General features: G+C 73.4%; 24 protein-coding genes. 14 read left to right on the plus strand and 10 right to left on the minus strand.

What is annotated here, in order from left to right:
* The 3 genes from Q0963_RS04165 to Q0963_RS04175 are packed head-to-tail and all read right to left on the minus strand — an operon-like array spanning position 1 to position 2,580.
* Positions 1-681, minus strand: coding sequence for a response regulator transcription factor (locus Q0963_RS04165; protein ID WP_299443017.1), 681 nt, complete (start codon positions 679-681; stop codon positions 1-3).
* 14 nt (positions 682-695) lie between these two features.
* Positions 696-1,796, minus strand: coding sequence for an adenylate/guanylate cyclase domain-containing protein (locus tag Q0963_RS04170; RefSeq protein WP_299443020.1), 1,101 nt, complete (start codon positions 1,794-1,796; stop codon positions 696-698).
* Positions 1,797-1,812: 16 nt separating this feature from the next.
* Positions 1,813-2,580: a biotin--[acetyl-CoA-carboxylase] ligase gene (locus tag Q0963_RS04175; protein WP_299443024.1), complete on the minus strand. Its 768-nt coding sequence runs from the start codon at positions 2,578-2,580 to the stop codon at positions 1,813-1,815.
* Positions 2,581-2,604: 24 nt separating this feature from the next.
* Between Q0963_RS04175 and Q0963_RS04180 the strand changes: the two genes are divergently transcribed.
* The 3 genes from Q0963_RS04180 (at position 2,605) to Q0963_RS04190 (ending at position 5,627) form a co-directional block, all read left to right on the plus strand.
* Positions 2,605-4,233 (plus strand): acyl-CoA carboxylase subunit beta, encoded by a 1,629-nt coding sequence (locus Q0963_RS04180; RefSeq protein WP_299443027.1) that lies wholly within the window; start codon positions 2,605-2,607, stop codon positions 4,231-4,233.
* On the plus strand, positions 4,230-4,463 hold the full coding sequence (locus Q0963_RS04185) for an acyl-CoA carboxylase epsilon subunit (RefSeq protein ID WP_299443030.1): 234 nt from the start codon (positions 4,230-4,232) through the stop codon (positions 4,461-4,463). Before Q0963_RS04180 ends, Q0963_RS04185 begins: the two co-directional genes overlap by 4 nt.
* 333 nt (positions 4,464-4,796) lie before the next feature.
* Positions 4,797-5,627, plus strand: a complete 831-nt coding sequence (locus Q0963_RS04190) for a hypothetical protein (RefSeq protein WP_299443033.1) — start codon at positions 4,797-4,799, stop codon at positions 5,625-5,627.
* Positions 5,628-5,737: 110 nt separating this feature from the next.
* Here Q0963_RS04190 and Q0963_RS04195 read toward each other — a convergent pair whose 3' ends face one another.
* Positions 5,738-6,421, minus strand: coding sequence for an MOSC domain-containing protein (locus Q0963_RS04195; protein WP_299443035.1), 684 nt, complete (start codon positions 6,419-6,421; stop codon positions 5,738-5,740).
* Between the two features lie 78 nt (positions 6,422-6,499).
* Between Q0963_RS04195 and Q0963_RS04200 the strand changes: the two genes are divergently transcribed.
* The 4 genes from Q0963_RS04200 (at position 6,500) to Q0963_RS04215 (ending at position 11,608) form a co-directional block, all read left to right on the plus strand.
* Positions 6,500-8,188 carry a DUF885 domain-containing protein gene (locus tag Q0963_RS04200; protein WP_299443038.1) on the plus strand — a complete coding sequence of 563 codons (1,689 nt, stop codon included), beginning with the start codon at positions 6,500-6,502 and terminating at the stop codon, positions 8,186-8,188.
* 159 nt (positions 8,189-8,347) lie between these two features.
* The gene (locus tag Q0963_RS04205) at positions 8,348-8,953 is read left to right on the plus strand and encodes a TetR family transcriptional regulator (RefSeq protein ID WP_299443041.1); all 606 of its coding nucleotides are present in this window, start codon (positions 8,348-8,350) and stop codon (positions 8,951-8,953) included.
* Positions 8,954-9,011: 58 nt separating this feature from the next.
* Positions 9,012-10,907, plus strand: a complete 1,896-nt coding sequence (locus tag Q0963_RS04210) for a cation:proton antiporter (RefSeq protein ID WP_299443044.1) — start codon at positions 9,012-9,014, stop codon at positions 10,905-10,907.
* A 41-nt stretch (positions 10,908-10,948) separates the two neighbouring features.
* Positions 10,949-11,608 carry a nucleoside triphosphate pyrophosphatase gene (locus Q0963_RS04215; RefSeq protein WP_299443047.1) on the plus strand — a complete coding sequence of 220 codons (660 nt, stop codon included), beginning with the start codon at positions 10,949-10,951 and terminating at the stop codon, positions 11,606-11,608.
* A 22-nt stretch (positions 11,609-11,630) separates the two neighbouring features.
* Here Q0963_RS04215 and Q0963_RS04220 read toward each other — a convergent pair whose 3' ends face one another.
* Both Q0963_RS04220 and Q0963_RS04225 read right to left on the minus strand, forming a co-directional pair.
* Complete coding sequence (locus Q0963_RS04220) at positions 11,631-13,187, minus strand: acyl-CoA carboxylase subunit beta (protein WP_299443050.1); 1,557 nt, start codon at positions 13,185-13,187, stop codon at positions 11,631-11,633.
* Entirely contained in the window at positions 13,184-14,377 is a 1,194-nt protein-coding gene (locus Q0963_RS04225; RefSeq protein WP_299443053.1) for an acyl-CoA dehydrogenase family protein, read from the minus strand. The genes Q0963_RS04220 and Q0963_RS04225 overlap by 4 nt, the downstream gene beginning before the upstream one ends.
* Before the next feature lie 125 nt (positions 14,378-14,502).
* On the opposite strand from Q0963_RS04225, the gene Q0963_RS04230 reads away from it, so the two are divergent.
* Positions 14,503-14,895, plus strand: a complete 393-nt coding sequence (locus Q0963_RS04230; RefSeq protein ID WP_299443618.1) for a MerR family DNA-binding transcriptional regulator — start codon at positions 14,503-14,505, stop codon at positions 14,893-14,895.
* Between the two features lie 265 nt (positions 14,896-15,160).
* Here Q0963_RS04230 and Q0963_RS04235 read toward each other — a convergent pair whose 3' ends face one another.
* The 4 genes from Q0963_RS04235 to Q0963_RS04250 are packed head-to-tail and all read right to left on the minus strand — an operon-like array spanning position 15,161 to position 18,586.
* Positions 15,161-16,075: a PfkB family carbohydrate kinase gene (locus Q0963_RS04235; protein WP_299443056.1), complete on the minus strand. Its 915-nt coding sequence runs from the start codon at positions 16,073-16,075 to the stop codon at positions 15,161-15,163.
* 22 nt (positions 16,076-16,097) lie between these two features.
* Positions 16,098-16,958 (minus strand): tryptophan 2,3-dioxygenase, encoded by an 861-nt coding sequence (locus tag Q0963_RS04240; RefSeq protein ID WP_299443059.1) that lies wholly within the window; start codon positions 16,956-16,958, stop codon positions 16,098-16,100.
* Positions 16,959-16,991: 33 nt separating this feature from the next.
* Positions 16,992-17,555: an AAA family ATPase gene (locus Q0963_RS04245; RefSeq protein WP_299443062.1), complete on the minus strand. Its 564-nt coding sequence runs from the start codon at positions 17,553-17,555 to the stop codon at positions 16,992-16,994.
* A complete protein-coding gene (locus tag Q0963_RS04250) occupies positions 17,552-18,586 on the minus strand; it encodes a DUF2090 domain-containing protein (RefSeq protein ID WP_299443065.1) in 1,035 nt (344 codons plus the stop codon). The genes Q0963_RS04245 and Q0963_RS04250 overlap by 4 nt, the downstream gene beginning before the upstream one ends.
* A gap of 97 nt (positions 18,587-18,683) precedes the next feature.
* Between Q0963_RS04250 and Q0963_RS04255 the strand changes: the two genes are divergently transcribed.
* The 6 genes from Q0963_RS04255 to Q0963_RS04280 are packed head-to-tail and all read left to right on the plus strand — an operon-like array spanning position 18,684 to position 24,768.
* Positions 18,684-19,625 (plus strand): 1-phosphofructokinase family hexose kinase, encoded by a 942-nt coding sequence (locus tag Q0963_RS04255; RefSeq protein WP_299443620.1) that lies wholly within the window; start codon positions 18,684-18,686, stop codon positions 19,623-19,625.
* Positions 19,622-20,626, plus strand: a complete 1,005-nt coding sequence (locus Q0963_RS04260; RefSeq protein ID WP_299443069.1) for a LacI family DNA-binding transcriptional regulator — start codon at positions 19,622-19,624, stop codon at positions 20,624-20,626. The genes Q0963_RS04255 and Q0963_RS04260 overlap by 4 nt, the downstream gene beginning before the upstream one ends.
* Positions 20,626-22,065, plus strand: coding sequence for an L-fuculokinase (locus tag Q0963_RS04265; protein WP_299443072.1), 1,440 nt, complete (start codon positions 20,626-20,628; stop codon positions 22,063-22,065). The genes Q0963_RS04260 and Q0963_RS04265 overlap by 1 nt, the downstream gene beginning before the upstream one ends.
* Positions 22,062-22,970: a hypothetical protein gene (locus Q0963_RS04270; RefSeq protein WP_299443075.1), complete on the plus strand. Its 909-nt coding sequence runs from the start codon at positions 22,062-22,064 to the stop codon at positions 22,968-22,970. The genes Q0963_RS04265 and Q0963_RS04270 overlap by 4 nt, the downstream gene beginning before the upstream one ends.
* Positions 22,967-23,731 carry an ATP-binding cassette domain-containing protein gene (locus Q0963_RS04275; protein WP_299443078.1) on the plus strand — a complete coding sequence of 255 codons (765 nt, stop codon included), beginning with the start codon at positions 22,967-22,969 and terminating at the stop codon, positions 23,729-23,731. The genes Q0963_RS04270 and Q0963_RS04275 overlap by 4 nt, the downstream gene beginning before the upstream one ends.
* On the plus strand, positions 23,728-24,768 hold the full coding sequence (locus tag Q0963_RS04280) for an ABC transporter permease (protein ID WP_299443081.1): 1,041 nt from the start codon (positions 23,728-23,730) through the stop codon (positions 24,766-24,768). The genes Q0963_RS04275 and Q0963_RS04280 overlap by 4 nt, the downstream gene beginning before the upstream one ends.
* The last annotated feature ends 51 nt before the right edge of the window (positions 24,769-24,819 follow it).

Genomic DNA, 24,819 nt, shown 5'->3' on the forward strand with positions numbered 1-24,819 from the left:
TCACTCGTCCGGTGCGTCGAAGCGGAACCCGAGACCTCGGATCGTCGTGATGTACCGCGGGTGGGCGGCGTCGTCACCGAGCTTCCGCCGAAGGACCGAGATGTGCATGTCGAGCGTCTTGGTCGACCCGTACCAGGCGCTGTCCCAGACGTCGCGCATGAGCTTCTCGCGGGAGACGACCTTGCCCTCGTTCGCGACGAGGACGCGGAGCAGCTCGAACTCCTTGCCGGTGAGCTGCACCTCGTCGCCGCGCAGGAAGACCCGCCGCCCCTCGGGGTCGATGTCGATGAGCGGGTCCCCCTCGCCGTCGGCGCCGTCCACGACGCCGCGCCGCAGCAGCGCCCGGGCCCGGGCGAGCAGCTCGGCGAGCCGGAAGGGCTTCGTGACGTAGTCGTCGGCACCGGCGTCGAGCCCGACGACGGTGTCGACCTCGTCGGCCCGCGCCGTGAGCACGAGGACGGGCACGCTGCTGCCCTCGGCCCGGAGCCGCCGGCACACCTCGAGGCCGTCCATCTTCGGCAGGCCGAGGTCGAGTACGACCAGGTCAGGGGTCTGCAGGGCGTGCTCGAGCGCCGACTCCCCGTCCGTACACACCTCGACCTCGTACCCCTCACGGCGCAGTGCACGGGCGAGCGGATCGGAGATCGCCGGGTCGTCCTCGGCGAGCAGCACCTTCGTCATGGGCCCGATGGTAGTCACGAAGTGGCGTCCGCCACGGGTGGACGCCTCTCACCCGGCGCGCGTCGCAGCTCGTGCAGCGTCACGACGCCGATCCCGCGCAGCATCCGGCGGCGGCGTTCGATGGCCGAGAAGCCCGACACCGACCCGAGCGCGCGCGCCATGTCCTCGTCGACGAACACCGTCCCCGACGGGGTGACGGCGGTGATGCGGCTCGCCTTGTTGACCGTCATCCCGAACACGTCCCCGAGCCGGGACACGACCCGCCCGTGGGCCAGCCCGACCCGCACCGGCGGGAGCAGGTCGTCCTCGGCCATGGCGTCGACGAGGTCCAGGGCGATGGCCGACGCGGCCGCGGCCTCGGTGTGCACGAAGAGGACCTCGTCGCCCACCGTCTTGATGACGCGCCCGCCGTGCTCGGCGATGACGTCGCTGGCGAGGAGCTCGAAATGCTGGACGAGCCGGGCGAGCTGCCGCTCGCTCATCCGTCGGACGAAGGAGGTGAAGGCAACGAGGTCGGCGAACCCGACGGCCCGCACCGGTGCCGACGGGTCCGAGCGCACCGCCGGGTCGGCGTCCGCGAGCATGCGCTGGATCGCGTTGGTCAGGTGGCGGCGCCAGACGTACACGAGCAGCGGCTCGACGTCGTCGATGGTGCGGGCGAGCAGGGCCGCGGCGTCCGCGGCGACCCGCGGTTCCGGGACCGAGCGACTGTCCTTGCCCTCGAGCTCCTCGGAGAACGCCGGGGTCAGCGACTCGGCGACGAGCTGGGTCTGCCACACCGCCAGCCGGTCGGAGGTCCGCGCGAAGGCGCGGGTCATGCCGAGGGCGAGCTCCTCGCTCACGACGCCGCTGCGGACGAGCCGGGTCACCCGGGCCAGCGCCTCGAGGTCGGCGTCGGTGAACATCGCCTCGTCGTCCTCGACCACCTGGAAGCCCATCGCGTGCCAGAACCGCCGCGCCTCGCCGGGGTCGACGCCGGCCCCCTCGCTGACCTCGGCCCGGGCCATCGAGGCGGAGCGGCCGAGCAGCGCCTGCTCGATCCACTCGGGGAGGTCCGCGGTGGCCGGGGCTGCGGGGACGGCCGGCTCCCCCGCCTGCTCGGGCTCCTCGGTCATGCCGCCTCCTCCCGTCTCAGCGTGCACGGACGTGGACGACGTCGCCGGCCGAGACCTGGACCGTCCCGGCGCCGGTGTGCACGGTCAGTCTGCCCTCGCCGTCGATCCCTGTCGCGCGGCCGTGGCGGACGGCCCCGCCGGGCTCGTGGACCTCGACGTCGCGGCCCAGCGTGGCGCAGGCGGCGCGGTACGCCGCGGCCGCCGGGCCGGAGGGCCCGGAGTCCTCCCGGAGCACGGCCGCGAGCTGCCGGAGGTAGGCGGTGAGCAGGACGGCCCGGTCGACCCCGGGATGCCCGGCGGCGCGCAGCGAGGTGGCCGTCCCGAGCGGGAGGTCCGCACGCGTCGTGTCGACGTTGACGCCCACGCCGACGACCACGCCGTCCGGCACCCACTCGCACAGGACGCCCGCGAGCTTGCGGTCGCCGTCCTCCGGCACGAGGACGTCGTTGGGCCACTTCAACGCCGTGACCGGCCCGGCGACCTCGTCGACGGCGCGGTGCACGGCGAGGCCGGCGAACAGCGGCACCCAGGACGCTCCCGAGGCCGGAACCGGGACGAGCACGCTCACGGCCAGGGCCGTCCCGGGGGTCGTGGACCAGGCGCGGCCGAGCCGGCCACGGCCGCTCTCCTGGACGTCGGCGACGACGACCCGCCACAGCGCGGGCCGGTCGCGGACGAGGTCGTTGGTGGACCCGACCCGGTCGTGGACCTCCACCGGCAGCCACGGCTCGCCGGGTGTGACGGACGCCGCGTCGATCGGTGGCGGAGGGAGGGGCTGGTCCACGGGCCCAAGGCTAGGCTCTCGCCCATGGCGACCAGTGACCTGCACTCGATCGGAGGCACCGACGTCCCCCAGGACATCGACGTCACGACCACGGCCGGCAAGCTGGCCGACCTCAAGCGGCGCGTGGCCGAGGTCGCGAACGCCGGGTCCGAGCGTGCCGTCGACAAGCAGCACGCCCGCGGCAAGAAGACCGCCCGCGAGCGCCTCGAGCTGCTGCTCGACGAGGGCTCGTTCGTCGAGATGGACAAGTACGCGCGGCACCGCTCCGTGGCGTTCGGTCAGGGCGCGAACCGTCCGTACGGGGACGGGGTCGTCACCGGGTACGGCACGGTCGACGGCCGGACCGTCGCGGTGTTCGCCCAGGACTTCACCGTCTTCGGAGGCTCCCTGGGCGAGGTGTTCGGCGAGAAGATCTGCAAGGTCATGGACTTCGCCATGAAGGTCGGCTGCCCCGTCATCGGGCTCAACGACTCCGGCGGGGCGCGGATCCAGGAGGGGGTCGTCTCGCTCGGGCTCTACGGCGAGATCTTCCGCCGCAACGTCCACGCGAGCGGTGTCGTGCCGCAGATCTCCCTCGTCATGGGGCCCTGCGCGGGTGGCGCCGTGTACTCCCCGGCCGTCACCGACTTCACCGTCATGGTCGACCAGACCTCGCACATGTTCATCACCGGCCCCGACGTCATCAAGACCGTCACGGGTGAGGACGTCGGCTTCGAGGAGCTCGGCGGGGCGAAGACGCACAACACCAAGTCGGGGGTCGCCCACTACATGGGCTCCGACGAGGACGACGCCATCGAGTACGTCAAGGCGCTGCTGTCGTACCTGCCGTCGAACAACCTGGAGGACCCGCCCGTCTTCGGGGACGAGAACGACCTCGAGGTCACCGAGGACGACCGCTTCCTCGACACGATCATCCCGGACTCCCCGCACGTCCCCTACGACATGCACGAGGTCATCGAGCGGGTCCTGGACGACGGTGAATTCCTCGAGGTCCAGCCGCTGTTCGCCCCGAACATCGTCATCGGGTTCGGGCGCGTCGAGGGCCGCTCGGTGGGCATCGTCGCGAACAACCCGATGCAGTTCGCCGGCACCCTCGACATCGACGCCTCCGAGAAGGCCGCCCGCTTCGTGCGCACCTGCGACGCGTTCAACGTCCCGGTGCTCACCTTCGTCGACGTCCCCGGCTTCCTGCCCGGCACCGACCAGGAGTGGGACGGCATCATCCGGCGCGGGGCCAAGCTCATCTACGCCTACGCCGAGGCCACCGTCCCGCTCGTCACGGTCATCACCCGCAAGGCCTACGGCGGCGCCTACGACGTCATGGGCTCCAAGCACCTCGGCGCCGACATCAACCTCGCCTGGCCCACCGCGCAGATCGCGGTCATGGGCGCGCAGGGGGCGGTCAACATCCTGTACCGCAAGGAGCTGCGCGCGGCCGAGCAGCGGGGCGAGTCCGTCGACGAGATCCGGGCGCAGTTCGTCACCCAGTACGAGGAGGCGCTCGCCAACCCGTACGTCGCGGCCGAGCGGGGGTATATCGACACGGTCATCACCCCGTCGAACACCCGGATGAACGTGACGAAGGCGCTGCGCGCGCTGCGCACGAAGCGCGCGAGCCTGCCGCCGAAGAAGCACGGGAACATCCCGCTATGACCGAGCCGTCGGCGATCCGGGTACACGGTCCGGCCACCGCGGAGGACATCGCGGCCGTCGTCGCCGTCCTCGCCGCCGCCTCCGGAGGCACGGGGGGCGCCGGTGGCGCGAGCGGCGACGGCTGGCACGGCCGGGCGCAGGAGTCCCGGTGGGCGTCGCACCGGTCGCTGCTGCTGCGGGGTCGGCACGACCCGGGCCCGGCAGCCTGGCGCAGCACCTTCCGCGGCTGACGCCGTACACGCCGGCCGTCCCCACATCGACCAATAGGTCACGCCAGGTACACGCCCGCCGCCCCCACATCGACCAATAGGTCACGCCAGGTACACGCCCGCCGCCCCCACATCGACCAATAGGTCACGCCAGGTACACGCCCGCCGTCCCCACATCGACCAATAGGTCACGCCAGGTACGCCTGTGGAAAACGAAAGCTGGCCCTGCCGCGGAATGGGCATGCTCGACGGATGGGAATGGCGCAACAACGAGACGTATGGCCCCTCCTCCGTCGGGAAGCGCGGACGCTGGGCCTCAGTGACCGACTGGTGAGGTCGGCTGCCTTCAGGACCGTGCTGCCGGGCGTGGTCGTGGCGGCGGCCGTCCCGGACACCGTCGTCGTGCGGTCACGGGCCGCACTGCTCATCGCACCGGAAGGCGCCGTCCTCAGCCACTGGACCGCCGCCCGGCTCTGGGGTGGGCTGGTGCCCGACAACGAATGGGTGCACGTCGCGTTCATGCGCGACGTGCGGTTCCGGGTCGGCGGCGTCCGAACGCACCGCTTCCGCCACCGACTGCACATCACGCGACGGCACGGTCTGCCGGTCACGTCGCCGGAGCAGACCTTCTGCCATCTTGCGCGGTTCCTCGGCCTGATCGACCTCGTCATCCTCGGTGACTCGCTGGTCCGCAAGTCCCGCTGCACCCCGACGGAGCTGACGGCGTACGCCGAGGACTGGGTCGGCCAGTGTCGCGACGACGCCGTCACGGCGGCGCGGCTCGTGCGGGAACGGGTGGACTCCGGCCCGGAGACGGCCCTGCGCCTCCTCATGGTGCTCGCCGGGCTGCCGGAACCCGAGGTGGACATCCAAATCGTCGACGATGACGGGTCCGTCCGTTTCCGGCTGGATCTCGGCTACCGGGGGGCTCGGATCGCCATCGAGTACGACGGACGGTGGCATCGCTCGCCCGAGCAGCGCGCGAAGGACGAGGCTCGGCGGGAGTGGCTCTCCGAGGAGGAGGGCTGGACCTTCGTCGTCGTGGGGGCCGACGAGCTCTTCACGGCGCCCGCTGAGCTCGTCGCTCGTCTCGCGCGGGTACTCAGGGAGCATGGCGTGGAGGTCCCGTCCCGGCTGTCGGACCGGTGGCGGGCGCACTTCCGCGTCGCCGAGGTCGCGGGCTGAGCGCCGGCGCACCGGACGTGACCTATTGGTCGATGTCGGGACGGGGCCCGGCGTACCTGGCGTGACCTATTGGTCGATGTCGGGACGGGGCCCGGCGTACCTGGCGTGACCTATTGGTCGATCTGGGCACGGGCACGGGTGCGGCGGGCCACGCTGCGCTTCAGCTGCGCGTGGTCGTCCTCGCCGAGCACCTCCGCCTCCAGGACGCGGCGTCCGGCCTCGAGGTCGCCGGCGAACGCGCGCAGGACCAGCGTCACCGTGACCCCGTGGTCGGGACGGTCCAGCACCTCGACGGGGTCGCCCGCGGTGATGGTCCCGGGCTCGACGACGGCGAGGTACGCCCCCGGCTGCCCGTGCTCGGTGAACCGCCTGACCCACCCCTTCTCGCCCATCCAGGCTGCGAAGTTGGCGCACGGGATGCGCGGGCCGCACACCTCGAGCAGCACCGGCCCCACCCGCCAGCGCTCGCCGACGAGAGCGCCGTCCACGTCGAGCCCCCGCGTCGTGAGGTTCTCACCGAAGACGCCGTCCGGCAGCTCGCGGCCCAGCTCGCCGGCCCAGTGATCGAGCTCCTCGCGCGCCACCGCGTACACGGCCTGCCGCGAGCCGCCGTGGTGCTTGCGCGCGACGACGTCGTCGCCGAGCACTCCGCTCCCCAGCCCGCCCTGCTTGGGCCCCGGGTCGCGGACCTCGATGGACGGCACCGGCCGCTTGTCGATGGCTGTCGTGCGCCCCTTGGCGCCGATGCCCGCTCGCCCCGTCCCCACGTTGACCGACCACACCCGTGCCTGCATCCCTCGAGGCTATGCCGTCCGCGCGCGACCCGGCGCACCCCCGCCCACGTCGGCGGACTCTCGGGTAGCCTCGCGCCGGTGACCGAGCCCAACGCCACGCGCCAGCCCACCGCCGTCGACGCCGTCGCCGACGCCCACTTCGACGCCGTCGTCGCGGCGAGCCCGATGGAGGCCACCCACCTCGGGGTGCCCGGGCACGACCACGAGCTCGACGACCTCTCCCCCGCGGGCTACGAGCACCACGCGACCCTCGCCCGCGAGACCCTCGCCCGCCTCGACGCGGTCGAGCCGGTCGACGACGTCGACCGGGTCACGGTGGCGGCGATGCGCGAGCGGCTCGGGGTCACCGTCGACAGCCACGAGGCCGGCTACGACCGGATGGCGCTCAACGTCATCGCCTCCCCGCTGCAGGGCGTACGCGACGTCTTCGACCTCATGCCGACCGCGACCCAGGACGACTGGGCCACCATCGCCACCCGTCTCGGGGCGCTGCCCCGCGCCCTGGACCAGTACCTCGGCACGCTGCGCGAGTCGGCCGACCGCGGCCTGGTCACCCCGCGCCGCCAGGTCGAGGCCTGCATGCGCCAGTGCCAGGACCTCGTGAGCTCCGACGGCTACTTCGCGACCTTCCTCGCCCGGGCCACGGCCGGCGAGGACCCCCTCGACGACGCCGTCGCGGCCGATCTGGAGCGCGCCGTCGCAGGTGCCGCCGACGCCTACCGCCGGGCTCGCGTCGTCCTCGGCGACAGCCTGCTCGACCGCGCCCCCGAGAGCGACGCTGCAGGCCGGGAGCGCTACCAGCTGGCGTCCCGCTCGTTCCTCGGCGCCACCATCGACCTGGAGGAGACCTACGCCTGGGGCCAGGAGGAGCTGGCCCGGATCACCGCCGACATGGAGGCGACGGCGCGTCGTATCGTCCCTGGCGGCGGCGTCGCCGAGGCCATCGGTCATCTCGACGCCGACCCCGCCTACCGGCTCCACGGCACCGCCGCCCTGCGCGACTGGATGCAGGTCAAGGCCGACGAGGTCGTCGCCGACATGGCCGACCGACACTTCGACATCCCGGAGCCGGTGCGCACCATCGAGTGCCGGATCGCCCCGACCCAGACCGGCGGCATCTACTACACCGGCCCGAGCGACGACTTCTCGCGGCCCGGCCGGATGTGGTGGTCGGTGCCCAAGGGCGTCACCGAGTTCTCCACGTGGAAGGAGCTGACCACCGTCTACCACGAGGGCGTGCCGGGCCATCACCTCCAGGTGGCCCAGACCATCTACCGCCGCGCGACGCTCAACCGCTGGCGCCGGATGATGTGCTGGGTCAGCGGCCACGGCGAGGGCTGGGCGCTGTACGCCGAACGCCTCATGGCAGAGCTCGGCTACCTCGACGACCCCGGCATGTACCTCGGCATGCTCGACGCCCAGTCGCTGCGCGCCGCCCGGGTCGTCATCGACATCGGGGTGCACTGCGGCTTCGACGCCCCCGCGGAGGTCGGCGGCGGCGCCTGGACCTACGACAAGGCCTGGACCTTCCTCACGAGCCACTCGAACAACGACAAGAGCACCCTGCGCTTCGAGCTCGACCGGTACCTGGGCTGGCCCGGGCAGGCCCCCAGCTACAAGGTCGGCGAGCGCCTGTGGATGCAGCTGCGCGAGGAGTCCGCGGCCCGCGCCGGGGCCGACTTCTCACTCCAGGCCTTCCACCGGCGCGCCCTCGACGTCGGGTCGGTCGGCCTCGACGTGCTCCGCGAGGCGGTGCTGACCCCCTGACCGGTCCGCCCACGGGGAAATCCCCGGAAATGGCACGACGCGGACATTAGGTCCGGTCCGGGCCAAACGTGGAAATGGCTCGGTCGGGGGGTATTTCCATACGCCCCCGCGGGACATACTGACGAGCGGACGTGGTCCACCGGGGTCGGAGGTGACGAGGTGCCACGAGCACGAGGGCGACGCCCGGCGGGGAGCCACACACGTGAGGACATCGCCTGCGCCGCGAAGCGCCAGTTCGCCGAGCTCGGCTACCCGAGGACGACTCTGCGGGGCATCGCGCGGGAGGCCGACGTCGACACCCGTCTCGTCACGCACTACTTCGGCAGCAAGCAGAACCTGTTCGCCAGCGTCGTCGAGCTCCCCTTCGAGCCCGACGCCCTCGTCGAGGACCTCATCGCGGCCGGGCCCGAGGCCGTGGGCCACAAGCTCGCGACCCTCGTCCTCTCCACGCTCAGCCAGCCCGAGGCCCGCCAGACCCTGACCGGGCTCGTGCGGGCCGCGGCCTCCGAGGACGAGGCGGCCGCGCTGGTGCGGCGGTTCCTCACCGACCGGCTGCTGACCCCGCTCGCCCGGCTGCTGGGCAGCGACCACCCCGAGCTGCGCGCCGGGCTCATCGGCGCCCACATGACCGGGTTCCTCGTCGGCCGGTACGTCGTGGAGTTCCCGGGGCTCAACGAGGTCAGCGACCACGACCTCGCGGACGCCATCGGGCCGGTGCTCCAGCACTACCTCACCGGGGACCTCGGAGGCCGCGCCTCGGCCTGATCCGGCCGATCCGCGGGCACTCGCCGGGCCCACCACCGGCAGGGGCGAGAATCGCCTCGTGCAGCCTGCCGTCATCGTCGTCGCCCTCGTGCTCGTCGTCATCGTCGTGAGCCGCCTCGCCGGGCCGCGCGGGGTGCCTGTCCCCCTGGCCCTGCTCGTGCTCGGCGGCGTCCTGTCGTTCGTGCCCGGCATCCCCGAGGTCCGCCTCTCGCCCGAGGTCGTCCTCTTCGGGCTCCTCCCACCGCTGCTGTACGCGGCCGCACTCTCGACCTCCCTCATCGACATCCGCGCGTACCGTTCGACGATCCTCAGCCTGTCGGTGGGTCTGGTCCTCTTCACGGCGCTCGGGGTCGGCCTCGTCGTCTGGCTGCTGCTGCCGGTGCCCTTCGCCCTGGCCATCGCCCTCGGTGCGATCGTGGCCCCACCCGACGCCGTCGCGGCGACCGCGGTGGCGCGGCGCATCGGCCTGCCCCGCCCGATCACGACGATCCTCGAGGGCGAGTCGCTGCTCAACGACGCGACGGCGCTCGTGACGCTCCGGACGGCGCTCGCCGCCACGGGTCTCGCGGTGCACGGCACGGGCAGCGCCGACGCGGGTGAGGTGACACCGGCGTCCGTGGCCGTCGACCTGGCCGTCGCCTCCGTGGGCGGTGTCGCCGTCGGGCTCGTCGCGTTCCTCCTCGTGGGCTGGCTGCGCCGGCGGCTCACCGAGGTCCCCGCCGACACCGCCCTGTCGTTCGTCGTCCCGTTCGTCGCCTACGCTCCGGCCGAGGCCATCGGCGGGTCCGGCGTCCTCGCGGTCGTCACCGCCGGCCTGCTGCTCGCCCACTGGTCCACGAGCCTGCAGTCCGCGCCCTCACGCCTCGCCGAGCGGATCAACTGGTCGAGCGTGACCTTCGTCCTCGAGAACGCGGTCTTCCTCCTCATCGGGCTCCAGGTCTGGGGGCTCGTCGAGGACACCCGCGCCGGTGACCTGGGGACCGGACGCACCCTCGTCGTCGCGCTCGCGGTCCTCGGCACCGTCCTCGTGCTGCGGCCGGTGTGGCTCCTGGCGATGAACGGGGTCCGGCTCGTGCGCGGCCGTCAGGACCGCCGGGCCATGCTCGCGGCCTCGCTCGTCGGCGGCTGGGCCGGGATGCGCGGGGTCGTCACACTCGCGGCCGCCCTCACCCTGCCCGAGGACACCCCGATGCGGGCCGACCTCGTCCTCGTGGCGCTCGTCGTCACCGTCGGCACCTTGCTGCTCCAGGGCACGACCCTGCCGTGGCTGGCTCGGGGGCTCGGGGTGCGCGGTCCAGACCCGCGCCAGGACGCCCTCGCGGAGGCGACGGTCCTGGGGGCCACGACCGGCGCCGGGCTGCGGGCCATCGAGGACGACCCGGCAGCCGACCCGGCCGTCGTCGCGGTTCTCCACCAGCAGGCCACGGACCGCGTCAACCGCAGCTGGGAGCGACTGGGCAGTCTCGGGCCCACCGAGCGCGAGAGCCCGGCCGAGGCCCGGGCCCGGGTGCGGCTCGCCATGATCCGGGAGGAGCGACGCGAGCTGCTCCGGATCCGCCGTCGCGGCGGGGTCGACCACGCAGTGTTGACGAGCGTCCTCGGCCAGCTCGATGCCGAGGAGACCGTCCTCGCGTGGAGCGCCACCCGCGCAGCGGAGGTGCACGCCTCCGAGCTGCTCCCGACCGAGCGGCTCGGCGGGGCCTGCGACCACCTCGTCGACGACGCCGCGCCGCATCCACCGAGCGAGACCGACGGCTGCCCGGAGTGCCGGGCGGCCGGGCTGACGTGGGTCCATCTGCGGTCGTGCACCGCCTGCGGACACGTCGGGTGCTGCGACTCCTCCGAGGGTCGGCACGCGTCCGCGCACTTCCGCGCCTCGGGGCACCCGGTGATGCGCTCCATCGAGCCCGGCGAGGCGTGGCGCTGGTGCTTCGTCGACGAGGTCCTCGGCTGAGCGGTGACCACCCGGCGCGCGCGCCCGTCTACGGTGGCGCCATGCCGCCGGTCACCCTGCTCCTCGCCTCCGCCTCCCCCGCCCGCCTCGCGACCCTGCGCGCCGCCGGCGTCGACCCCGCGGTGCTCGTCTCCGCCGTCGACGAGGACGCCGCAGTCGCTGCCGCGGAGGCGACGCACGGCCCACTCGCGGCGGCCGACGTCGCGCTGCTCCTGGCGCGGGCGAAGGCCGAGGACGTCGTGTCCGCCCTCGACGCCCGGGACGACACCGTCGCCGACCTCGTGCTCGGGTGCGACTCCGTCCTCGAGCTCGACGGCGAGGTACACGGCAAGCCGGCGGACGCCGCGGAGGCGGTCGTCCGGTGGCGCCGGATGCGCAACGCGTCCGGGGTGCTGCACACCGGGCACTGGCTCGTCGACCGCCGCGACCACGGCGCCGGAGGCAGCGGCGGGATGGTCGGTGGGACCGCATCGACCACGGTGCACTTCGCGGACCTCAGCGACGACGAGATCGACGCCTACGTCGCCACCGGCGAGCCGCTGCGGGTGGCGGGCGCCTTCACCCTCGACGGCATCGGCGGGCCGTACGTGGCCGGGATCGAGGGCGACCCGAGCAGCGTCATCGGGGTCTCGCTGCCGCTGCTGCGTGAGCTCGTCGGCGAGCTGGGCGTGACCTGGCACCTGCTGCGCCGCACGGCCTGAGCCGCCGGCCGGGGCGCCGGGGTCAGACCGGGGGCACGTCCCGCCGCTTCGTCGCGAAGTGCCGCTCCCGGTGCGCGGCGTAGCGCAGCCGGTGCAGCAGCTCGGCCCGCAGCGCGTCGGCCTCGACGACCTCGTCGACGACGAGGTCCGCGGCGAGCCGCTCGAGGTCGACGTCGGCGAGGTACTCGGCCCGCTTGGCGGCGACGAACTCCTCGCGCGCCTCGGGGCCCTCGGCTGCTTCGACCTCGGCGATCCGGTTGGCGTACACGGCGTTGACGGCGGCTTCGGGCCCCATGACCGCGATCCGGGCGGTCGGCAGGGCGATCGTCGCGTCCGGGCCGAAGCCCGGCCCACCCATCGCGTACAGCCCGGCCCCGTACGCCTTGCGCACGACGACGCAGAACTGGGGCACCGTGGCCGATGCGACGGCGGACACCATCTTCGCGCCGTGCCGGATGATCCCGCCGCGCTCGACCTCGGAGCCGATCATGAACCCGGGCACGTCCGCGAGGTAGATGAGCGGGATCGAGTAGGCGTCGCACAGCCAGATGAACCGGGACGCCTTGTCGGCGGAGTCGGTGAAGAGCACCCCGCCCTTGACCGCCGAGTTGTTCGCGAGGACGCCGACGGTCTCGCCGCCCATCCGGGCGAACCCCACGACGAGCTCGGGGGCGAAGAGGGGCTTGACCTCGAAGAAGCTGTCGTCGTCGACGAGCCCGTCGATGAGCTCGTGGACGTCGAAGGGCTGGCTCTCGCGCTCGGGCACGGTGGCCCGGGTGAGCGGCACGGTGGGCTCCTCGACCGAGTACGAGGGCGGCGGCACCCGCCAGCTGTCGGGCAGGTACGAGAAGTACAGCCGGGCCAGCTCGATGGCCTCGGTGTCGTCGGCGGCGAGCAGGTCGCCCACCCCCGAGACGGTGCAGTGCATCCGGGCGCCGCCCATCTCCTCGAGCGAGACCTTCTCGCCGACGACCATCTCGGCCATCCGCGGGCTGCCGAGGTACATCGAGGCGTTGCCCTCGACCATGATGATGACGTCGCAGAAGCTCGGGATGTACGCGCCACCGGCGGCCGACGGCCCGAACAGGCAGCAGATCTGCGGGACCTTGCCCGAGAGCGCGACCTGGTTGTGGAAGATGCGCCCGGCGCCGCGACGACCCGGGAACATCTCGACCTGGTCGGTGATGCGCGCCCCCGCCGAGTCCACGAGCCAGAAGACCGGCAGCTCCTCGCGCAGCGCCGTCTCGGTGGCCCGGACGATCTTCTCGACGGTGCGCGAGCCCCACGACCCGGCCTTGACCGTGGGGTCGTTGGCGATGACGACGACCGGCCGGTCGTCGACGGTGCCGCGCCCGGTGACGACGCCGTCGGCCGGCAGCCCGGCTGCGAGGGCGTTGGCGTACCGGCCGTCCTCGACGAACGAGCCGTCGTCCAGGAGCAGCGCGAGCCGGTCGCGGACGTACAGCTTGCCCTGGGCCTCGAGCTTGGCCGCCGCCTTCTCGGTGGGCCGGGCCGACGCGGTGTGCGCGGCCTCGAGCCGGGCCCGGACGTCGGCGACGCGGGGGTCGGTGTCGCTCATGCGGGCAGGCCCAGCCCCTTCGCGAGGACCATCCGCTGGACCTCGGAGGTGCCCTCGCCGATCTCGAGGATCTTCGCGTCCCGGTAGAAGCGCGCGACCGGGTACTCCTCCATGAAGCCGTTGCCGCCGAAGACCTGGGTCGCGATCCGGGTCGCGGTGACGGCGGCCTCGGAGGTGTACAGCTTGGCCTTGGCGGCCGCCTGGGTGACCTCCGCGGCCGAGCGGCGCCCGGCCTCGTGCTCGTCCTTGAGCCAGGCCGCCCGGTACGTGAGGAGGCGGGCGGCGTCCTCCATGACGGCGAGGTCGGCGATGGGGAAGGCGACGCCCTGGTTGACCCCGATGGGGCGACCGAAGGCGGTGCGGGTCGTGGCGTAGGCGGCGGTCTCCTCGCGCATCCGGGTGATGAGCCCGAGGGCCAGCGCGCTGATCGCGATGCGGCCGTCGTCGAGGGTCTTGAGGAACTGGCGGAAGCCGCGCCCGCGCTCGCCGAGCAGGTGGTCGGCCGGCACCCGGCAGCCGCTGAAGGACAGCCCGTGGGTGTCGGAGATGTTCCAGCCCAGCTTCCGGTACGCCGGCTCGACGACGAACCCGGGGGTGCCCGAGGGCACCATGACGGCCGAGATCTCGGGGCGGCCGTCCTCGAGGGTGCCCGTGCGCGCGGTGACGGTGACGACGGAGGTGATGTCGGTGCCGGAGTTGGTGATGAAGGCCTTCGCGCCGTCGATGACCCACTCGCCGGTGGCGTCGTCGAGGACCGCCTTGGTGCGGGTGGCGCCGGCGTCGGAGCCGGCGTCCGGCTCGGTGAGGCCGAACCCGGCCAGCGCCCGCCCGGCGACGAGGTCGGGCAGGAAGCGCTGCTTCTGGGCGTCGGTGCCGTAGGTGAGGATCGGGTTGATGCCGAGCCCGACCCCGGCCGAGAGGGTGATGCCGATGGACTGGTCCACCCGGCCGAGCTCCTCGATGGCGACGCACAGGCTCGTGAACGCCCCGCCCTCGGAGTGCTCGAGGGACCCGCCGAAGGCCTCGGGGACGACGAGCCCGAACAGCCCGAGCTCGCCCATCGTCGGCACGAGGTCGGCCGGGAAGTGGTGGTCGCGGTCCCACTCGGCGACGTGCGGCTCGACGGCCTCGGTCGCGAACTCCCGGACGACTGCCCGGAACTCCTCGTGGTCCTTGCTCAGCTCGAACATCGGCGCTCCTTCGCGCTGGGGGCACCGGCTCCGGGTCACGGCGGCCGGCGGGTGGCACGTTCTTGACGTTAACGTCAACGTAAAGCAATACTCACCTCGTGACAAGCCCGAGCACCACTGCCGCCATGCCGCGGTCCGACGCGTCCCGGACCTGGTCGATCGCCGAGATCGCCGAGGAGTTCGGCGTCACGCACCGCACCGTGCGGCACTACGAGGACCTCGGCCTCATCTCCCCCGAGCGTCGCGGCACGACGCGGGTCTACCACCGGCGCGACCGCACCCGGCTCGGCCTGGTCCTGCGCGGCCGGCGCCTCGGCTTCCCGCTCGAGGAGATCCGCACCATCATCGACCTGTACGACGCGCCGCGCGGCCGCCGCAGCCAGCTCGAGTACGTGCTCGACCAGATCGACGAGCGCCGGGCCGACCTCGAGCAGCGCCGACGCGACATCGAGGCGGCGCTCTCGGAGCTGGACGGGTTCGAGGGTCGCTGCCGCGAGGACCTGCGCCGGCTGACCTGACGGGGCGAGGCCTGGCCCCGGGCCGCCCGCTCCGCCCCGGAGAGAGCAAGCATGCGACCCGAGGCCGCCCACCTCTGGCCGGTGACGGCCCTGCAACCGTCACCTCTTCGCTCGGCCGGTGGCGGACTTCCGTCCCGTCCCACCGCACCGGTACACGACGACCACCCGCCAGGGATCTATCGCCGTGACATCGATCCTCGCCCGTGGGCGACCCGTTGTGAATGACCCGATCGAGCCATCTCGCCCCGTCGGGCCGCTCGGGCGGTCAGCCCCGCAGGAAGGCGTCGATCTCGGCCCGGGTCGGCGCGGTGTCGGGGCCGCGCCGGGTGACCTTGATGGCGGCCGCGGCGTTGGCGCGTACCGCCGCGTCGGCCCACCCGGCGCCCGCCGCGCGCTCCGCGAGCAGCACCCCGGTGTGGGTGTCGCCGGCGCCGTTGGTGTCCAGGGGCCGCCGCGGGTGACCGGGCACGAAGACCTGCCGGCCCTCGCTGCGGACCAGGCACCCTCGGGGGCCGTCGCGCACGATGACGACGGCACCCTCGGGCAGCAGGGTGGCGAGCACCTCGGCGCTCTCGGTGATGCCGTCGACCCCGGCGAGCGCGGCCGACTCCTCGGCGTTGCCGGTCCAGACAGTGGTCCGCGCGAGGACCGCGTCGCGGACGGCCGGGGGCACCTCGACGAAGGTGGCTCCCGGGTCGAGGACGACGTGGACCCCGGTGGCGAGGGTGTCGAGCCAGGTGACGAGCGGCTCCGTCGTGCGGCCGACGAGCGAGTACCCGCTGATGCAGACGAGGTCACCGGCGGTGGGGGCGCTCATCGCAAGGGAGTCGACCGTGATCTCCCGTTCGGCCCCCTGGGTCGTCACGAAGGTCCGTTCGGCGCCCGGCTCGACGAGCACGACGCACACGCCGGTGTCGACGTCCAGCACGGGCTCGGCCGACAGGCTGACGCCGTCGGCTTCGAGGGCCTGGCGGATCAGGTCGCCGTTCGGCCCCGTGCCCACGGCCCCGGCATGGACGGCCCGGGCGCCGGACCGGGCGGCGGCGAGGAGGATGGTGACCGCTCCCCCGGCGTACCGGCGGTAGGAGGACGCCATGACGTTGCCGCCCCGGCGGGGCAGCCCGGGGACCTCCATGACGGCGTCGACGAGCGCCTGCGCGGTGTGGATGACCCGGGTCATGGGCCCGACCCTATGCCGGGGGTCAGCCGACCCGGCTGCGGACCTCGTACAGCTCGGGGAAGAAGGTGAGGTCCAGGGCCCGGCGCAGGAAGTCCACGCCGCTCGAGCCGCCGGTGCCGGCCTTGTGGCCGATCGTGCGGGTCACGACCTGGAGGTGGCGGAAGCGCCACTGCTGGAAGAGGTCTTCGACGTCGACGAGCTCCTCGCACGTCTCGTAGACCCCCCAGTGCTCGGCGGGGGCGGCGTACACGGCCGCGACGACCTCGACGAGGGCCGGCACGAGCCGGTAGGGCAGGGTGACGTCGCGCTCGAGCACCTCGGCGGGCACGGGGTAGCCCCGGCGGGCGAGCAGCCGGAGGAACTCGTCGTACAGGGTGGGCTCGGCCAGGAGGGCGCCGAGATCGTCCCGCGCGGCGGCGTCGTGCTCGAACACCCGCACCATCTCGGCGTTCTTGTTCCCGAGGAGGAACTCGACGGCGCGGTACTGGTGGCTCTGGAAGCCCGAGCTGGTGGCGAGGAAGGGCCGGATCTGGGCGTACTCGCTCGGGGTGAGCGTCGCCAGCACGTCCCACATCTCCACGAGCTGGCGCTGCACGTGCTTGACCCGGGCGAGGCGCTTGAGCGCCGGTGCGAGCTCGTCCGCCGCGAGCAGGGACCGGGCGGACCGCAGCTCGTGGAGCAGCAGCTTGAGCCACAGCTCGGCGACCTGGTGCTGGACGATGAACAGCAGCTCGTCGTGCTGCGGCGGCGAGCTGCGGGGGTGCTGCGCCGACAGCAGGGTGTCGAGGTCCAGGTAGTCGGCGTACGACATCGCGGCGCCGAAGTCCCGCGAGATGCCCTCCTCCAGCGCGCGCTGGGCCCGGTCGACCGCGTCGTCACTCATGCGGTCATCGTGCCATCGGCGCCGGGCCGGGCGTCAGCGCCCCGGCCAGGACGACAGGATCCGCGCAGCGAGCCCGCCGGGGACCTCGGCGGCGGTGTCGAGCACGAGGTCGAGACCGGCCCGGTCGACCGGTGGAGCGGGCGGCGGCGCCGGGGCACCCTTGGCGAGGTCGCGCGCGGCCGCCCGGGCTGCCGTGCGCGCCGCAGCCGTCGCGGGGTCGACGTCGAGCCAGCACGTCGTGACCGAGCGCGCCCCGAGGCCCAGGCCCCAGGACCGCCACGCGGACCCGTCCGCGGCCTCCCGGGTGAACGGGGCGACCGCCACCGCGTCGACGCCCGCGCGCAGGCAGTCCGCGAGGACGGCGGCGAGGCAGGCGTACCGCGCGTCGCGCAGCGCGGCGAACCGGGGCGCGTCGAGGTCCGCGGCGACGCCGAGGCCGGCGGCGACGGCCTCGACGAGCGGGGTGCTCACGCTGTCGAGGTCGACGAGGGCGGCCCGCCGCCCGCCCGCCACGAGCGCCCCGACCGTCGTCTTGCCCGCCCCGGGGGCCCCGCCGACGCAGAGCAGGCGCCCCGGGTCGGCGGGGCGGGTGGTCATGCCTGCTCGCCCACCGCGCCCAGGTACCACTGCGGCCCGATGAGCGAGGCCACCTCGGCCTGGTCGACGGGGGTGTACGCCGGGCGGCCACGCCCCTCGAGGACCTCGGCGAGCTCGTCGAGCCGACGGGCCGCGAGGTCGGCGCCGGCCCGCCTCGCCGCGGCGTCCATCCGGCCGACGGCGTCGCCCCAGATCGCGCGGCCGGCCATGAAGCCGCTGCACCCGTGGTCGGCGGCGACGTCGAGCTGGGTGCGGAAGCCCTCGAAGGTCACCCCGGCCGACAGCAGCACCCACGGGCCGGAGACCGCCTCGTCCAGGGCCTGGCAGGCCTCGTGTGCCGCGTCGAGGTCGGTGAGGTCCAGGACCGGGAACTCCACCTTCATGATGTCGGCGCCCGCCTCCCGGAACGAGCGGGCCGAGGACAGGACGCTGCGACGGCGCACCGCCCGCACGGCCGGGTCGGCGAGGTCCTCGTCACCGGTCGGGAACCACAGCGGCTCGACGACGAGCGGCAGCTGGTGCGCCCGGCAGGCGGCGGCGGCCTCGGCGACGACCGCGTGCTGCTGGGCGACGACGTCGGCGTCCTGGTCGTCGCGGTGGAAGACGACGAGCTTGGCGGCGTCGGCGCCGAGGGCCGCGAGCACGGCGGGGTCCCAGCCCGGCTTCAGCTTCAGCTCGGTGTCGAAGCCGACGGCGCTCGAGGGCTCGTAGTACAGGTCCTCGATGCCGCTGAGAATGCCGACGTCCCCGGGGACCGCCCCGGCGGCGATGGCCTGGCCGAAGCTCCACACCGGGTCGATGAGCACCGAGGTGGAGTGCTGTGCGAGCACGCGGATCATGTCGAGCTTGGACTCGACGACCTCGTCGAAACCGACCCTGTCGAGGTCGGCGTCGAAGAGCTTGAGGTAGTTCTCGGGATGGTCGATGGCCATCGTGCGGATGTGTCCGGCGGCGTCGCTGATGCGGGCGAGGCGACGGCGCAGACCGATCGAGGAGGAAAGTGGGCTCTGGGGTGTTGACAGCGCTGTCATACCGCCTTACGGTACTTGAAACACCGGATGGGAACAAGGTCCGGACGCAAGATTGACAGCGCTGTCGCTCTGGGCGAGGAGGCCCCCGTTGCTGGTCGTGACCCCCAACACGTGCATCGACGTGACGACGTGGCTCGCCACGCTCACGCCCGGCACGGTGAGCCGGTCGACCCGCACCGTCTCGACCGCGGGCGGCAAGGGCGTCAACGTCTGCCGCACCATGCGGGTCCTCGGGCGCTCCCCTCGCCTCCTCGGCCTCGCCCCCGCCGAGGACCACCGCCTCGAGCAGCTGCTCGAGGCCGAGGGCACCGACTTCGTCCCCGTGCCGCACCGCGGCCAGGGCCGGATCGCGATGATCTTCCTCGAGGACGGCGGGCGGGTGACCGTCGTCAACGGGCGCGGCCCCGAGCCGCAGGACTGGGACACCGAGTCACTGCTCCCCCGTGTCCGCGCCGAGCTCGCACAGGCCCCAGCCGTCGCCTGCTCCGGCTCCCTGCCCCCGGGCCTGCCCGACACCTTCTACGCCGACGTCGTCACGGCCGCGCACGAGAGTGGGGTCGAGGCCTTCGTCGACGCGGCCCCCGCCGTTCTCGCCGCCACCCTGCCCAGCGGGCCGGACCTCGTCAGCCCGAACGTCGGCGAGGCGGAGGCGCTCCTGTACGGCCGCACCGACGAGCACGTCGAGGAGTCCGGCGACGACCTCCCCGAGCGCTGCCTCGAGGCCTCCCGGACACTGCACGGCCGCGGGGCCCGTCGCGCCGTCGTCACGGCCGGGTCGCACGGCGCGGCGCTCACGACCGCGTCCGGCAGCTGGTGGATCGGCGCCGCCCGGGTGCCCGTGGTCAACCCCATCGGGGCCGGCGACTCCTTCCTCGCCGGCTGCTGCGACGCCATCCTCGGGGGCGCCGCCGACGTCGAGGCCGTCCGGCACGGCATGGCGGTCGCGGCCGCCGCCGTCCAGCACGAGAGGGGCGGCATGCTCGACGCGGCTCTCGTCGCCCCGGCCCTCGCCCTGCTCCCGGCCGGAGTGCCCGCATGAGCCGCCCGACGATCTACGACGTCGCCCGCGAGTCGGGCTACTCCATCAAGACCGTCTCCCGGGTCATCAACGAGGCCCCGAACGTCCGGGACGAGACCGTCGCCCGGGTGCGGGCGGCGATCGAGCTCCTCCAGTACCACCCCGACCCTGCGGCCCAGCGCCTCGGCGGAGGGAAGCTGCCGACCATCGGCGTCCTCGTCGACTCCATCGACGACCCCTTCTTCGCCCAGGTCGTCGCCGTCATCGAGGCCCGGGCCATGGACGTCGGGATGGACGTCCTCGTCGCGTCCACCGGCATGGACCAGACCCGCATGCGCACCCAGATCCAGCGCCTCGCCCGCCGCGGGGTGGCCGGGCTCGTCATCGCCCCGTTCGGTGACGAGAAGGTGGTGGCCGAGGCCCTTCCGCACGACGTGCCCGTCGTCGTCATCGACCGCAAGTGCGGCGTCACCGACAAGGACGTCGTCCGGGTCACCGACGAGCAGGGTGCGACCGACGCGGTGCGCCACCTCGTCGCCCGGGGCCACCGGCGCATCGGCTTCCTCGGCAAGACCTCGGCCTTCACCACCCTCGTCGACCGGTACGCCGGGTACGAGCGGGCGCTCGGCGAGGCCGGGATCGAGGTCGACCCGCGACTCGTCGAGACCCGGGCCTGGTCCGCCGAGGAGGCCTACCCCTACGCCCTCGCCATGCTCGCCACTCCCGAGGCTCCCACCGCCGTCTTCGCCGCCTCCCCGATGATGGGGCTCGGCGTGCTGCGCGCCCAGCGGCGCCTGCACCGCCAGGACGTCGCTCTCGTCATCTTCGGCGACTACCCCGTGGCCGAGCTGATGACGCCCCCCACGACGGTCGTCGACCAACGGCCGGGCGCCATCGCCGACACCGCCTTCGACCTCCTCGCCCGCCGGATCCAGGACCCGGGGGCCGAGGTGCTCGACACCGTCCTGCCGACCCTCCTCGTCCCCCGCGGCTCCGGTGAGCTCGCCCCGAGGGGCTCGTGATGGCCGTCGTCGACCTGGGCTTCGACCTGGGCACCACCATGACCAAGGTGAGCGCCGTCGCCGACGACGGCACCCGCGTCCTCGACCGCTCGCTGGCGACCGCCTGGCGCGAGACCGGCGAAGGCCGCGTCGAGCGCACCGCGGCGTCCGTCGTCGAGGCCGTCGAGCAGCTGCTCGCCGAGGTCGGCGAGGCCCTGGCCCCCGGCACCAGCGTCCGGTCCGTCGGGTTCACCTCGATGGCCGAGGCAGGCGTCCTCGTCGACGCCGCCGGCCGCGCGCACAGCCCCGTCATCGCGTGGTACGACCCCCGGGGCACCGAGCACGCGGAGGCCCTGCCCCCCGCCCTGGCCCATGCCTTCCCCGCGATGACCGGCCTGCCGGTCAGCCACGTCGCCTCCCTCTTCAAGCTGCTGTGGCTGCGCGACCAGGGGGTCGACCTCCAGGGGCTGCAGTGGCTCTCGGTCCCCGAGTGGGTCATCCTCCGCCTCGGGGGCCGCCGGGTGGCCGAGCTCTCCCTGCTCGGGCGCACCGGCCTGCTCGACGTGCACACGAACCGCGCCTGGGCGCCGGCGCTTGACCACCTCGGGGTGGGCCCGGACCTGCTCCCCGAGATCGTCGAGGCCGGATCCCCGGCCGGGACCATCCGCGCCGACCACCCCGTCGCCGCCGTCCGCGGGGCGGTCCTCACCGTCGCGGGGCACGACCACGCCGTCGCCGCCGCAGCGGCCGGGTGCGGCTCACCGGGGTCGGCCCTCGACAGCTTCGGCACCGCCGAGGCCTACGTCGCCTCCGCCTCGCGCGTCCCCGCCCCCGACGTCGTCCGCGACCTCGCCCTCCAGGGCATCTCGGTCTACCCGCACGTCGTCCGCGGCAGCACCGGCTTCATCGGCGGGACCCGCACCGGCCTCGTCCTCAAGCGGGTCCTGCGGGTCCTCGGCGCCGAGCGCGACCCGGCCCGCGGGGAGCTCGACACCGCCACCCTCGCGCTCGCCCCCGGCGAGACCGCCGACGTGCGGGTCACCGGGTTCGCGATGGAGGACCACGAGGTCGCGATCCACCTCGGGTCCGAGGCCCACACCTCCGCGCACGTGTGGCGAGCCGCCCTCGACGGAGGCACCACCCGGGGGCGCCGGCTGCTCGGCATCCTCCGGGCGGCCGACGTCCCCGTCGAGCGGCTCGTCGTCGCGGGCGGCTGGACCCGGATGCGGTCGGTCGTCCAGGCCCGCCGCGACCTGGCCCCCGTCGTCGAGGTCGCCGACATCGAACAGCCCGGGACGTGGGGGGCCGCCCGCTTCGGCGCGTGGGCCGCCCGACAGCCCGAGGCCACCCAGGGCGACCGCCGGCCGCCCGCCGAGTGGTTCAGCCGCCACCGCGCCGCTTCCAGACCCTCGCAGGACCCCACGCCCAGCACCGCACTCACCCAGGAGATCACCCCGTGAAGACCACCACCTCCGGCCTCGACGCCATCGCCACCGAGGCCGGCACGTTCGCCGTCCTCGCCATGGACCAGCGCGGCACCCTCAAGCGGATGCTCGCCGACGTCGACCGCGCCGACACCCCGGACGAGGAGATCACCGCGTTCAAGCGCGACATGATCGCCTCCCTCGCCGGGAGCGCCTCGGCGTTCCTCGTCGACCCGACCTACGGCCTCCCTGCCTCCCAGGCGGCCGAGACCACCGCCCCCTACGGCATCCTCCTCGCGGCGGAGCCGTCGACCCGCCCGACCCACAACGGGGAGCCCACCGTCTCCCTCGACCCCGCGCAGGACGCGGCGTGGGTCCGGGACAGCGGCGCCCACGCGATGAAGTTCCTCGTCCAGGTGCGGGCCGACCGCACCCCCGGCGCCGACGGTCGCGACACCACGGCCGAGGCCGTCGAGGTCATGCGCACCCTCGTCGCCGACTGCGCCGCGGCGGGCATCCCGTCGGTCATCGAGAACCTCATCTTCCCGCTCGCCGGCGAGGAGCCGCTCTCCCCGCAGGCCCGCGCCGACGCGATCATCGAGGCGGCCGTCCTCATCGACTCCCTCAACCCGACCCTCCTCAAGCTCGAGTACCCCGGGAGCCCCGAGGCGTGCCGCCGCCTCGCGTCGAGCATCACGGCGCCGTGGGCGGTGCTGTCGGCCGGGGTGTCGTCGGAGGAGTTCAGCGACGTCCTGCGGGTCAGCTGCGACGAGGGCGGCGCGAGCGGCTTCATCGCGGGCCGCTCGGTGTGGCGCGAGACCGTCGCGATGGACCACGCCGAGCGGGTCGCCTTCCTCGCCGACACCGGGCGCCGCCGGCTCGACGACTACCGCCAGATCATCGAGGGCCGTGCGCGGTCCTACCGGGAGGTCACGTCATGACCGCACTCTTCGAGGCCCGGGGCCTCCAGCGACGGTTCGGTCGGGTCCAGGCACTGGACGGGGCCGACTTCGACGTGGCCGAGGGCGAGGTCGTCGCCCTCATCGGGGACAACGGCGCCGGGAAGTCGACGCTCGTCAAGGCCCTCACCGGGAACCTCGACGTCGAAGAGGGTGAGGTGCTCTTCCAGGGCCGGCCCGTCCACTTCGCCACCCCGCACGACGCGTCCGCCCTCGGCATCGAGGTCGTCCACCAGGACCTGGCCCTCGCACCGCACCTGGACTCGGCCCAGAACATGTTCCTCGGGCGCGAGATCATGCGGCCCGGCCTGCTCGGTCACCTCGGCTTCATGGACACGTCGCGGATGCGCGAGGACGCCGCCAAGGCGTTCACCCAGCTCGGCTCCGCCGTCCGCAGCGTCGTCGTCCCGGTCGGCTCGATGTCCGGCGGGCAGAAGCAGACGGTCGCCATCGCCCGGGCCGTCGCCTGGGCCGACAAGGTCCTCTTCCTCGACGAGCCGACCGCGGCCCTCGGGGTCGTCCAGACCCGCAACGTCCTCGACACCATCAAGAAGGTGCGCGACCGCGGCATCGCCGTCGTCCTCATCTCCCACTCGATGCCCCACGTGCTCGAGGTCGCCGACCGCGTCCAGGTCCTGCGGCTCGGCCGGCGCGTGGCCACCTACCAGGCCTCCGACACCAGTGTCGAAGAGCTCGTCGGCGCCATGACCGGCGCGCTGGACTCCAAGGAGGGAGCAGCATGAGCACCCCCACCGAGACCCCGTCACGGGCCTCCGCGACGATCGAGACCGCTGCCAAGCACGAGAACCTCGGCGAGCGCGTCAAGGCCATGCAGTCGGTGTGGATCCTCGGGGTCCTCGTCGTCATCGTCGCGGTCTTCGGGGTCCTGTCCCCGAGCACGTTCCTCACCGCGGGGAACATGACCAACATCGCCCAGAACATCTCGATCTGGGCCGTGCTCGCCGTCGGGATGACCTTCGTCATCATCACCTCCGGCATCGACCTGTCCGTCGGGTCCGTCCTCGTCGTCTCCTCGGTCGTCGCCGCCCAGGCGATGGAGCGGCTGGGCGACCAGGGCTGGGGCACGGCCCTCGTCGGCCTCACCCTGTCCGTCGTCGTCGGCACCTTCTGGGGGTGCCTCAACGGCTTCCTCGTGACCAAGGCGAAGGTGCCGCCGCTCATCGTCACCCTCGGCACGCTCTCGGTGGCCCTCGGGGTCGCCCAGATCCTCACCGGCGGGCTCGACATCCGCTCCGCCCCCACCGTGCTCGTCGACAACATCGGCTACGGGCGGCTCCTCGGCGTCCCGGTCATCTCGATCATCGCCCTGGTCATCGTCATTCTCGGCGGGATCCTGCTCCACAAGACCAGGTTCGGCCGCTACACCTACGCGATCGGCTCGAACGAGACCTCGGCCCGACGCGTCGGCATCCCCGTCGACCGCAAGCTCATCCAGATCTACGCGCTCACCGGCTTCCTCGCCGGCGTCGCGGGCATCCTGTCGCTCGCCCAGTACGGCACGACGACGATCGCCGGCCAGTCCCTGACGAACCTCAACGTCATCGCGGCGGTCGTCATCGGCGGCACGTCGATCTTCGGTGGCCAGGGCTCGATGTTCGGCTCGATGGTCGGCCTCTTCATCCCGGCCGTCCTCCAGTCCGGCTTCGTCATCATCGGCGTCTCGCCGTACTGGCAGACGGTGGCCGTCGGCTCGATCCTCATCACCGCCGTCTACGTCGACCAGCAGCGCCGCGCCAACGACGCCCGAGGGAAGTCCTAGGGACCCATCAGCCGCACCACAGCACGTCGCACCATCGCCAGTCAGACCGCA

Source organism: uncultured Phycicoccus sp. (assembly GCF_947495705.1).
Classification (GTDB): domain Bacteria; phylum Actinomycetota; class Actinomycetes; order Actinomycetales; family Dermatophilaceae; genus Phycicoccus.

Coding starts and splice junctions, on each gene's coding strand:
- Q0963_RS04165 (WP_299443017.1), bottom strand. CDS start 681: ATGACGAAGGTGCTGCTCGCCGAGGACGACCCGGCGATCTCCGATCCG.
- Q0963_RS04170 (WP_299443020.1), bottom strand. CDS start 1,796: ATGACCGAGGAGCCCGAGCAGGCGGGGGAGCCGGCCGTCCCCGCAGCC.
- Q0963_RS04180 (WP_299443027.1), top strand. CDS start 2,605: ATGGCGACCAGTGACCTGCACTCGATCGGAGGCACCGACGTCCCCCAG.
- Q0963_RS04185 (WP_299443030.1), top strand. CDS start 4,230: ATGACCGAGCCGTCGGCGATCCGGGTACACGGTCCGGCCACCGCGGAG.
- Q0963_RS04195 (WP_299443035.1), bottom strand. CDS start 6,421: ATGCAGGCACGGGTGTGGTCGGTCAACGTGGGGACGGGGCGAGCGGGC.
- Q0963_RS04215 (WP_299443047.1), top strand. CDS start 10,949: ATGCCGCCGGTCACCCTGCTCCTCGCCTCCGCCTCCCCCGCCCGCCTC.
- Q0963_RS04220 (WP_299443050.1), bottom strand. CDS start 13,187: ATGAGCGACACCGACCCCCGCGTCGCCGACGTCCGGGCCCGGCTCGAG.
- Q0963_RS04225 (WP_299443053.1), bottom strand. CDS start 14,377: ATGTTCGAGCTGAGCAAGGACCACGAGGAGTTCCGGGCAGTCGTCCGG.
- Q0963_RS04230 (WP_299443618.1), top strand. CDS start 14,503: ATGCCGCGGTCCGACGCGTCCCGGACCTGGTCGATCGCCGAGATCGCC.
- Q0963_RS04235 (WP_299443056.1), bottom strand. CDS start 16,075: ATGACCCGGGTCATCCACACCGCGCAGGCGCTCGTCGACGCCGTCATG.
- Q0963_RS04240 (WP_299443059.1), bottom strand. CDS start 16,958: ATGAGTGACGACGCGGTCGACCGGGCCCAGCGCGCGCTGGAGGAGGGC.
- Q0963_RS04245 (WP_299443062.1), bottom strand. CDS start 17,555: ATGACCACCCGCCCCGCCGACCCGGGGCGCCTGCTCTGCGTCGGCGGG.
- Q0963_RS04250 (WP_299443065.1), bottom strand. CDS start 18,586: ATGACAGCGCTGTCAACACCCCAGAGCCCACTTTCCTCCTCGATCGGT.
- Q0963_RS04260 (WP_299443069.1), top strand. CDS start 19,622: ATGAGCCGCCCGACGATCTACGACGTCGCCCGCGAGTCGGGCTACTCC.
- Q0963_RS04265 (WP_299443072.1), top strand. CDS start 20,626: ATGGCCGTCGTCGACCTGGGCTTCGACCTGGGCACCACCATGACCAAG.
- Q0963_RS04275 (WP_299443078.1), top strand. CDS start 22,967: ATGACCGCACTCTTCGAGGCCCGGGGCCTCCAGCGACGGTTCGGTCGG.
- Q0963_RS04280 (WP_299443081.1), top strand. CDS start 23,728: ATGAGCACCCCCACCGAGACCCCGTCACGGGCCTCCGCGACGATCGAG.